The sequence below is a fragment of the Streptomyces sp. WAC05292 genome, assembly GCF_003949955.1.
Lineage (GTDB): Bacteria > Actinomycetota > Actinomycetes > Streptomycetales > Streptomycetaceae > Streptomyces > Streptomyces globosus.
Genome location: NZ_RPSE01000222.1, coordinates 1 through 10,060, shown reverse-complemented (window position 1 = coordinate 10,060; position 10,060 = coordinate 1). Strand labels below are relative to the sequence as shown.

Annotated in this window: 6 protein-coding genes; 3 read left to right on the top strand and 3 right to left on the bottom strand. The window is 77.6% G+C overall.

Annotation, left to right across the window (positions count from 1 at the left end):
• The 3 genes from EF903_RS21300 to EF903_RS21290 all read left to right on the top strand — a co-directional run.
• Nucleotides 1-828, top strand: an 828-nt coding sequence (locus tag EF903_RS21300; RefSeq protein WP_125545522.1) for an alpha/beta fold hydrolase, incomplete at its 5' end; no start/stop codon positions are given.
• Complete coding sequence (locus EF903_RS21295; RefSeq protein ID WP_260615716.1) at nucleotides 825-2,120, top strand: cytochrome P450; 1,296 nt, start codon at nucleotides 825-827, stop codon at nucleotides 2,118-2,120. The genes EF903_RS21300 and EF903_RS21295, both read left to right, overlap by 4 nt.
• A gap of 30 nt (nucleotides 2,121-2,150) precedes the next feature.
• The gene (locus EF903_RS21290; RefSeq protein ID WP_125545520.1) at nucleotides 2,151-3,464 is read left to right on the top strand and encodes an MFS transporter; all 1,314 of its coding nucleotides are present in this window, start codon (nucleotides 2,151-2,153) and stop codon (nucleotides 3,462-3,464) included.
• A gap of 40 nt (nucleotides 3,465-3,504) precedes the next feature.
• Here the strand turns inward: EF903_RS21290 and EF903_RS35910 are convergent, their stop codons facing one another.
• From EF903_RS35910 to EF903_RS21275, 3 genes are all read right to left on the bottom strand, one after another.
• A complete protein-coding gene (locus EF903_RS35910) occupies nucleotides 3,505-6,441 on the bottom strand; it encodes a LuxR family transcriptional regulator (protein ID WP_125545518.1) in 2,937 nt (978 codons plus the stop codon).
• A gap of 90 nt (nucleotides 6,442-6,531) precedes the next feature.
• The gene (locus EF903_RS21280; protein WP_125545516.1) at nucleotides 6,532-6,759 is read right to left on the bottom strand and encodes a hypothetical protein; all 228 of its coding nucleotides are present in this window, start codon (nucleotides 6,757-6,759) and stop codon (nucleotides 6,532-6,534) included.
• A 144-nt stretch (nucleotides 6,760-6,903) separates the two neighbouring features.
• Nucleotides 6,904-10,060 (bottom strand): type 2 lanthipeptide synthetase LanM family protein (locus EF903_RS21275; RefSeq protein ID WP_125545514.1); only part of this gene is annotated, 3,157 nt, incomplete at its 5' end.

Sequence of the window (10,060 nt, the reverse complement as noted above, 5' to 3'; positions counted from 1 at the left end):
CACCCGGCCTCCTCGGCGGTTCGGCTGCGCGAAGGCTCCGGCACCCCCCTGTGGTGCGTCCACCCCACGGGCGGCAGCGCCGCCTGGTACGTGCCGCTGGCCCGGGCCCTGCCGGCGGGCTCCCCGGTGATGGCGTTCCAGGCGCGCGGCCTGCTCGGCGGGGTCGACCCCACCACGGTGGGCGGCATCGCCGCCGGGTACGCGGCCGAGCTGGCCGCCTCCGGCGGGAGCGGCCCGTACCACCTGCTCGGCTGGTCCATGGGGGCCAACCTGGCCCTGGAGACGGCCACACAGCTGCACGCCACCGGGCACGCCGTCGACCCGCTGGTGCTCATCGAGCCGTACCTGCCGAACCCCGGCGCCCGCCGCCGGCTCGCGAAGGTCGGCGGCGACCTGCGGGAGGCGCTGCGGCTGCGCGACCGGCTGCGCGCGCTCCCGCCGTCCGCGGAGCGCGACCGGGCCGCCGCCGAACTGACGGCCGCCCTGCTGGGCGCGGGGATGAGCCCCACGGAGGCAGGCCTCGCCCAGGACGCCCCGGTCGAGGTGTGGCACTCGCTGCTCACCGCGCTCGCCGGCTACGAGCCGCGCCCCTACCCCGGCCGCGTCCACCTCGTGCTCAGCGGCCTCGCCGCCGCGCTGCCCGAGGACGAGCCGATGCCCGGCCTGGACATCGGCCGCCGCGAGTACGTCGACCGGTGGCGGGCGCTGGCCCGCGGCGGCCTGACCGTGCACGTCGCCGAGGGCGACCACATGTCCCTGATGTCCGAGCCGCTGGCCGCCAGGACGGCGGCGCTGCTGACCACGATCCGCACGGAGGCCCGCCGATGACGACGATGACCACCGGCACCACGACACCCGCCGCGGGGCCGGCCGCCGCGCCCGCCCCGACGGCTCCCCGGCCGGGCGGCCGCTTCACCGAGCGCTACCTCCTCGACCCGGCCGTCAACGCCCGCCCCTACGGCTACCTGAACGCCCTGCGCGACCACGACCCGGTGTACTGGAGCGCCATGCACCGCGCCTGGCTCGTCACCGGGCACGCCCCGCTGATGCACTGCCTGCGCGACCCGGCCGTCTCCGCCGAGCGGGTGGGGCCGCTGATGGACGCGGTCCCCGAGGGCGCCCGGGAGGACGCCGCGCGGGCCTTCGCGATCCTGTCGCGCTGGATGGTCTTCAACGACCCGCCGCAGCACCGGCGGCTGCGGCAGGTGTTCCAGGAGCAGTTCGCGGCCCGCGCCATCGGCCGCTACCGGACGTTCGTGGAGCGCGCCACCCGCGCCGTGCTGGCCCGGCGGGCCGTCCCCGGCAGCACCGGCGACCTCCTCGCCGACGTCGCCCGGCCGCTGCCCGCGCTGGTCTTCGCCCGCTGGCTGGGCGTCCCGCAGGCGCACGGCCCGTCCTTCTGGTACTGGAACGCCCGCGTCGGCGACCTCGTGCTGGGCGCCGCGCAGGAGGAGCGCGAGTACCGCACCTCGCTGCGGTCGCTGGTCAGCCTCGACGACTACCTCGCGGGCCTGGTCCGCGAGCGCCGCGCCGATCCGCGGGACGACCTGATCAGCCAGGTCCTGGCCGGCGGCCGGATCGGCGACACGGTCAGCGAGGAGGAGTTCGTCGGGATGCTGACCCAGATGGCGTTCGCCGGCGGGGAGACCACGAGCAACCTGATCGCGAACACGGTCCTCGCCCTGCTGGAGCACCCCGATGAGCTGGCGGCCGTCCGGCAGGACCCGTCGCGGGTGCCGATGGCGGTGGAGGAGGGGCTGCGCTGGGACGGCCCGTCGAAGATGTCGATCCGCACCGCCGCCCGGGACTTCGACCTCGACGGGCGGGGCGTCCGGGCCGGCGACCGGATGTTCCTGGTGACGGCCGCCGCGAACCGGGACCCGGAGCGCTTCGCCGACCCGGACCGGTTCAGCGTCCTGCGCGGCAGCGCCTCGCACCTCGGCTTCGGCTTCGGCGCGCACTTCTGCATCGGGGCCGCGCTGGCCCGGCTGATCGCGGTCGCGGTCGTCGACGTCCTCGTACGCGAGCACCCCGGCCTGGCCCTCGCCGGCGACCGGCCGCCCGCCTGGCAGCCGTCCCTCCTCAACCGCGCGCTGACGGCCCTGCCCGTCCGCTACTGACCCGCTCCCCCGCACTGCGAAAGGTCGACCATGGCTTCCACTCTGGCGGACGCGGGGGCGCGGCTGCGCGCCCCGGCCCGGCTGCCCTCGTTCCGCCTGCTGTGGCTGGGGCAGTCGCTGTCCCTGCTCGGCGACGGCTTCAGCTACATCGCGTTCTCCTGGATCACCCTCGGGCTGACCGGGTCAACGCTCGCCCTCGGCTCCGTCCTCGCCTTCCAGGCGGTGCCGCGGGCCCTGCTGACCCTGGTCGGGGGCTCCCTCAGCGACAAGTGGTCCCCGCGGACGCTGATGGTGCTCTCCGGCTGGGCGCGGGCCGCGCTGATGGCGGGCGTGGGCGCGGCGGGGCTGACGGGGACGCTGACGCTGTGGATGCTGTGCTGCGCCGCCGCCGCGTTCGGCGCGGTGGACGCGTTCTTCCAGCCGGCCCGCGCCTCGATCCTGCCGTCCGTGGTGGACGCGGAGCTGCTGGCGCCGGCGAACGCGCTGCTCGCCGTCGGCACGAAGGTCGCCGCCGTGCTCGGGCCGGCGGTCGGCGGCACGGTGGTCGCCTTCAGCGACGCCTCGGTGGCCTTCCTCGTCGACGGGGTGTGCTTCGCGCTGTGCGCGCTGTGCGTGGCGGGTGTCCGCCCGCGTCCGCGCCCGGAGCCGGCGGGCGGGGCGGACGGAGCGGCGGGGGCCGCGATGGACGCGGCGGACGTGAAGGACGGGGAGGACAGGCCGGCGGCGCCCGAGGCGGCCGGGGACACGCTCGGGGCGCGCATCCGGGCCGGCCTGCGGTACGCGTTCGCGGATCCCCGGATCCGGACGATCCTGGTGGTGGACGCGGCGGTGACGTTCTGCCAGGCGGGCCCGTTCACGGTCGGCTTCGCCACCCTCGCCAAGGTGGACCTGGAGGGCGGCTCGGCCACCCTGGGGCTGCTGAACGCGGCCCTCGCGGGCGGGGCGATGCTCGGCACCCTGGCCGGCGGGGCGGCCGGCGGGCGGCCCCGGGTCGGCCTGCTGATCGCGGCGCTGGCCGGCTGGCTGGCGCTCGGCACCGGGCTGCTGGCGGTGGTGGACTCGGCGCCGGGCGCCGTGGCCGCGGTCTTCGCGATGGGCTTCGGGATGGGCTTCCAGGGCGTGTTCGGGATGAGCTGGATCCAGCGCAACATCCACGGCTCGGTCCTCAGCCGGGTCATCGCCGTCGACATGGTCATCGGGTACGCGGTGGCGCCGCTGTCGCTGGTGGCGTGCGGGGCGCTGGCCGCGTCGGGCACGGCCCCGATGTTCGCCCTGACGGCGGTGGTGCTGGTGGTGACGGCGGCGGGGATCCTCGCCTCCAAGCCGGTCCGCGCGATGCGCTGACGACGGGGCCCGGCGTCCGGGCCCCGCGTCCGGCCCGTGCTCAGGGGCGGGCGGGGAGCCGGGCCGGGCCGGCCAGGGCGGCGGACAGCTCGCACAGGCCGGCCCGGGTGGGCCGGCCCGTCTTCGCGGCCAGGGCGGCGATGTGCTTCTCCACCGTCCGGGGCGAGATGTAGAGGCGGTCCGCGATGTCCTTGTTGCCCAGGCGCTCCGCGAGGAGCTGGAAGACCTCGTACTCGCGGACGGTGACCCCCCGGGAGCGCAGCTCCTCCGGGATCCGGGCGGAGCCGGTGCGCCGCTGGTGGACGGGGGCGCCCATGCGGCGCAGCCCGGCCCGGCAGGCGCCCGCGACGGCCGTGACGCCGCCCTGGTGGAAGTGCTGCTCGGCGCGGCGCAGCCAGGGCACCGGCTCGCCCCAGCCGTCCTCGTGGGCGGCGTCGGCGACGAGCCGGAGCCCGAGGTGGAGGGCGGTGGCGTACGGCTCGGCGGTGCGGGCGGCCTCGGCGGCGGCGTCGGCGGCCTCCTGCGGGCGGCCCTCTCGGCCCAGCAGGACGGCGCCGGCGAGGAGGACGAACTGCCGGTTCCAGCGCATGCGGCCGGGAGCGGTGGCCGCGATCTCCTCGTACGCGGGCCGGCCGGCCGCGCCGGAGAGGACGTCGAGGAGCAGGCCTATGCCGTAGCGGCCGGCGAGGTAGTAGGTGGTGGGGTTGGAGTCCTCCAGGGCTGCGGCGGCCCGCAGTTCGCGCACCGCGCCGGGCCGGTCCTCCTCCATCAGCGCGCAGAAGGCGCGGGCGAGGCCGCGGGTGAGGGGCTCCTCCTGGGAGCCGGCGCCGTCCCACTCGGCGAAGGCGTCGAGGGCGTGCTCCATGGCGGGGCGGTCGCCGCGGTGGGCGGCGAGCGCGGCGCGGGCCATCAGCACGTACCGGGTGGCGGGGGCGAGGCGCAGGCGCCGTACGACGGCCAGGCACTCCTCGGCGGCCTGCGCGGCCTCGGCGAAGCGGGCGCGCAGGACCGCGTCGAGGATCATGATGCCGTCGACGGTGTGGACGATGGTGGCGGAGCCGAGGCGCTGGGCCTCCGCTCGGGCGGCGAGGAGGGGGCCGGTGTCGCCGCCGGTGAGCCAGGTGTTGCCGCCGATGCGGGTGAGGGCGTACATGCGCTGGAGGGGCAGCCGGTGCCGTTCGGCGGTGTGGAGGGCCGATTCGAGGAGGGCGGTGGCCTCGTCGAAGTCGCGTTCGCGGGCGAGGGTGGCGAGGAGTTCCAGGGCCTGGCAGGCGACGGTGGCGAGGCTGTGGCGCTCGGCGGCGCGGAGGGCGGAGTCGGCGAGCTTCTCGGCGAGCTGGGTGCGGTCGGGGCCGGGGGTGTCGAGCGCGAGGTAGGCGGCGGCGACGTCCACGGAGGCGGAGGTCCGCTCGTCGGGTTGGCGGGCCAGGAGGGATCTGGCCTGCGCTATCTGTCTGTTGCCGTCCTCCCAGCGGCCCGCGGTGTGGGCGACCTTGGCGAGGCGGGTGTGGAGGGCGGCGAGGCGCGGGGTGTCGAGGCCGCTGCCGCCGAGGGTGTGGAGGTTCTCCGCGAAGCCGAACGCCTGGTCGAAGTCGCCGGCTTCGGCGAGTGCCGGCAGCAGGGCCTCCAGGGCGTCGGTGCGGGCGGCGGCGTCCCCGGTGCCGGCGAGGAGGCGTTCGGCGCGGCCGAGGAGGGTGACGGCGGAGCCGATGGCGCCGGCCGCGAGGGCGCGCCGGCCGGCGTCGGTGAACAGGCGTCCGGCTTCGGCGTCGTCACCGGCCTGCGAGCGGAGCTGCGCGACGAGCGGGCACCAGTCGCCGTCGAGGTCGGGGTGGAGGGCCTGGACGGCGTCGGCGGCGCGGCCCGACATGGCCGCCCGGTTGGCGGGCGTCAGCTGGGTGAGGAGCGCTTCGGCGGTCAGCGAGTGGCGGAAGGCGTACCAGTCGGGGGCGGGCTCGTCGGGGACGACGAGCTGGGCGGCGACGCCCGCATGGAGGTGGCTGAGCAGGTCGCGGTCGTCGGTGCCGGTCATCCGCTGGAGCACGGACAGCGGGAAGCGCCGCCCGATCACGGCGGCGGCGGACAGCAGGGTCAGGCCCTGCGGGCCGAGGCGGTCGATGCGGCGCAGGATGCCGCGGGCGAGGGCGGTGGAGACGTCGCTGCGCAGGTCGCCGACGACCCGCCAGCCGTCGTCGCCGGGGACGAGGGCGCCGCTGCCGACCATCCCCTGGAGGAGCTCCTCGACGAGGAACGGGCTGCCGGCGCTGTCGTCCCACAGCCGGTCGAGCGCGGCCTCGGGGACGAGGGCGGGGTCGGTTTCGAGCTGCGAGGCGATGACGGCGCGGACCTCGGAGCGGGTGAGCGGGGCGAGTTCGAGCACGGTCCCGGTGCCGCGGCGGCGCGCGGCCCCGGCCATGTCGAGGGCGTCGCAGGGCTCCGTGCGGATCGTCGCCAGGAGGACAACGTTGGTGTACTCCAGGTTGTCGACGAGGTACTCGACGACGGCGAGGGTCTCGGGGTCGGCGTCGTGCAGGTCCTCCAGGAGCAGGAGCTGTCCGTGCTCGCGGCCGGTGGCGATGAGGAGGCGCAGCACCGCCTCGCCGAGGATGACCATCGAACCGGTGGTGTTCGCGGCCTCGTCCGCCCAGTCCGGGATGATCCGGCCGAGCGCCGGCCGGTAGGGGCCGAGGGAGAGGTCGTCCAGGGGGAGGCCGCCCCGGAAGAGGGACATGAGCGCTTCGGTGAGTGGCCGGAAAGGGACGGTGGGGCCGGTGGTGCTGCTCCGGCCCCGGAGCGTGCGCATGCCCATCCCGAAGGCGGTGCCGACGGCCTCGGCGGCGAGCCGGGACTTGCCGATCCCGGCCTCGCCGACCAGGAAGACGACGCCGCCGCGCCCTTCGCCCGCGTCGGCCAACGCCTCCTTGATCTCCCGCAGCTGCGGGTCACGACCGACGAGGTAACGCGAACGGGAGCGCATAAACCGCAATCTAGTTGATGGCAACGGCGCGATGTGCGGCGAATGTTGGCCGTTTCACGAGCGGAACCGCCGCTTGGCGACCGCCTCCGGTCACCAGGTGGCGTTGGGACCGGACACGCTCGTGTCCATCGCGCTGAGCGTGATCACGATGCCGCTCGTGAGCACCGCGCCGGCCAGGGCCCGGGCCCGGGCGCAGGCCTTGTTCCGCCCCGACAGGGTGATGCCGCCGGCCGGGTCCTCGGTGCGCGCCTCGGCGGCGGCGTCGGCGGCCGCCTCGGCAGCGGCGGCGGACTCGGCGTGGGCCTGGGGCTTCTGCATGGTGGTGGGTACCTTTCCCGTTGCCTGGTGGTGGGGTGGTGCGGGCCGTTCGGGGGTGCCGTCCGTGCGAGGTGCGGGCGGTACGGGTGGTGCGGGCGGTACGGGTGGTGCGGGCGGTACGGGTGGTGCGGCGGTGCGCGGTGGTCAGCGGGCCGGGCGGCCGGCCCCCCGGCCGGCTGCGGCGGGCACGGCGGGCTCCAGCAGCAGGACGGAGGGGACGGCCTGCGGGAAGCCCAGCCGCAGCAGGGCGTACCCGATCCCGGAGAGGCCGGTGAGGAACCCGGGCGAGGGGACGTGGTCGGGGGTGCCGCAGCGCCGGCCGTGGTCCTCCAGCCGGGCCAGCGCCTCCCCGGCGCGGCGGCCGAGCGCCGCCGCCGCCCCGGCGTGGCCGCGGCGGGCCAGCAGGCCGAGCAGCTCCAGCGGGCCGAGGAGTCCCTGGCGCAGGCTCAGGTCGGGGCACTCGGACGGGGCGCCGAGCAGGGCCGCGCACCGGTCGGATCCCCCGTCGGGCAGCAGCGGCCCGCCGAGCGGGGCCGGCACGTCGGCGGCGGCCAGCACGGTGCCCGCGAGGCCCGCGTACCAGCCGAGGCCGTCGGGGCGGTGCAGCGCCTCCTCGACCGCGGGGCGCAGCAGGGCGCGGCCCGCGCGGGCGTACGGGTCGCCGCCGGATCCGGAGCCGGGGCCGGCGGCGGCGTGGCGCAGCAGCGCCCAGCCGATCCCCGCGTCGCCGCGGGCGAACCCCGGCCCGGCCCCGGCCCCCTCCGGCCGCTTCCGGACCTCCGCGAGCAGCCGGTCGGCGATGCGGTCGGCCGTCGCGGCCGCCCGGCGCCCGCCCGGCAGGCCGGGGGTGCGGCGGACGGCGTGGGCGGCGGCCAGGGCGCCGGCGAGGCCGTCGGCCAGGCCGGCGGACGCGTCACCGTCCCCGCCGTCGGCGAGGGCGGCGCGCTCCAGGGCGTCGAGGGCGTCGGGGAGGCAGTCCGCGAGCCCGCCACCGAGCAGCGGGGCGAGGCGGGCCAGGGCGTAGGCGATGCCGCCGATCCCGTCGAGGGCGCCCGGCCCGACCGCGGCGGCCAGGTCGGCGTCGCGGGCGAGGACGGAGACCAGCGCGGGCAGCGGCCGTACGGCCTGCCGGGCCAGCGCGGTGTACCGCTCGGCCCCGGTGAGGGCGCCGAGCTGGGCGAGGAACAGGGCGACGCCCGGGTATCCCTGGGCGAGGCCGCCGCCCATCGGCAGGACAGCCCAGTGGTCCCCCGAGACCTGTTCCAGGCCGAGCCAGTTGGCGCGTCCCGCGCCGTGCACGGCGCGGCCGGCGAGTTCGTCGGCGAGTCCGCAGGCGGCGGCGAGCAGCCGCGACGGCTCCGGCGGCGCGGGCGGAGCGGGCGGCCCTGCGGGCCCGGCGGGCGCGCGTCCGGCGGGGGCGCCGTGGGGGCGGGCAGCGGTGACGGCGAGCGTCGCCGAGATGATCCACTCCTGGTCGTGGCGGTCCACCTCGCCCATCGCCTCGATCTTCTCCCGCACGGTGCGCAGACTCGGCTCGGGCAGCACCCGCTGGATCCGGGTCCCCCGGGAGGTCTCCAGCCAGGTGTGCGCGGGGTGGTGGAAGAAGAGGGGGATATCCCCGCACCACAGGTCGGCGGTCTCGTCCTCGACGAGCCTGCGGCGGGCCGGGTCGTGTGCGGACTCCGTCCACAGGACGGCGAACACCGCGTCGCGGTCCAGGGCGTCGGCCAGCACGTCCGGGTGGGTCGACTCGTCCAGCAGGGTGGTGTAGAGCCGGGTCGAGCGGGCGATGAGCCGCCCCGGGCCGGCCACCCACCGGCCGAGCAGCCCGCCGAGGAGTTCGGCCCGGTGCTCGGTGACCGCGTCGTACCCGGCGCGGAACCCCTCCAGCAGCGCCGCCCGGTGGACCGCGTGCCCGGCGCTACGGCCCCGCGGTGCGGGCCGGTTCAGGCCGGCGGCGGTGGCGACGGGGCCCCGCGCCAGCCGCATCTCGTCCGTCCCGGCGGCCTCCCAGTGCAGGCCGCCGCCGGGGTAGGCGCCGCCGTCCCCGCCGCCGAGGGCGGAGATGTCCATGGCGCCGTCATCGCCGATGAGCAGGCTGGGCAGCAGGCAGGTGCGGTTCACCGAGGCGGCCAGCGCGTCGGCGGCCGGGTCGCCGCCGACGGTGACGGCCTCCGGCAGGCCGGAGTGGAGCAGGGTCTCGGCGTCCACCAGCACCGGCTGGTCACCGCAGGCGACGACGTTCTCGTAGTGCATGTCCGCGCCGTCGACCGCGTACAGGAGCGCGAGGAGGGCGCCCTGGCGGCGGTAGAAGCGGTCGAACTCGGTGGGGGTCGTGCACCAGCGGTGCCCGATGAACTCCAGCCAGCCGTAGCCGGCGCCGCGCACGGAGCGGGCCGTGCGCAGGCCGAGCCCGGGCACCTTGCCGTTGGCCCACTCCACCGCCAGGTCCAGCAGCACGTGCTGGGCGAGCGGGCGCGGCTTGTAGACGACGGACGCGCCGCCCGCGAAGTGCAGCAGGGCGACGGAGCGGCCCTGCTGGTGGGCGTCGCCGCGCCCGAGGTCCACCCGCGCCAGGGCGCCCGGGTCGGCACCGCCGAGCAGTCCGGCGACGATCCGCGGCCGGTCGGCGGCGAAGCGGTCCATCAGCTCGGCGGCGGCCGCGGCGGCGTGCGCGCAGGTCTGCCCGAGCATCCGGGCCAGGACCGGGTGGCGGGCGAGGAGCTCCGCCAGCCCCTGCCGGGTGCCGAGCCGGGCGGTGAACGACGCGAACCGCTCCCGGGGCGTCGCCCCGTCAAGCAGTCCGGCGGTGCGGGCCCGGTGGAGTTCGCGGACCAGGGTGCGGGCCGCCTGCCGGACCAGCCGGTCCCCCAGCGCCGCCTCGAACGCGGCCCGGAACACGGCCCGGTCGCCGGTGCCGGGCACGGCCCGGGTGCGGGCCTCGGCCTCCGCCCAGGCAGGGGCGGTGAAGGGCGCCAGCACCGGCAGGAACACGGCGGCCCCGCCGGCCTCCGCGTCCGCGGTGCCGGAGCCCGCAGCCCCGTCCGCGTCCTCGGGCAGGGAGGCCACGACCCGCTCGGTGTACCGCGCCCAGGCCGGGGCGTCCCCGGCGCGGGCGGCCAGCCGGGAGGGCTCCTCCGCCGCGAGCGCGTACGCCGCCTCCTCCGCCACCCCCAGGGCCGCCAGCCGGGCCGCGAAGCCCGCCGCGTCCCCGAGGGACCAGGAGGCGGGCCGGATGCGGGCGGCCAGCCGGGAGGGCTCCTCCGCCGCGAGCGCGTACGCCGCCTCCTCCGCCACCCCC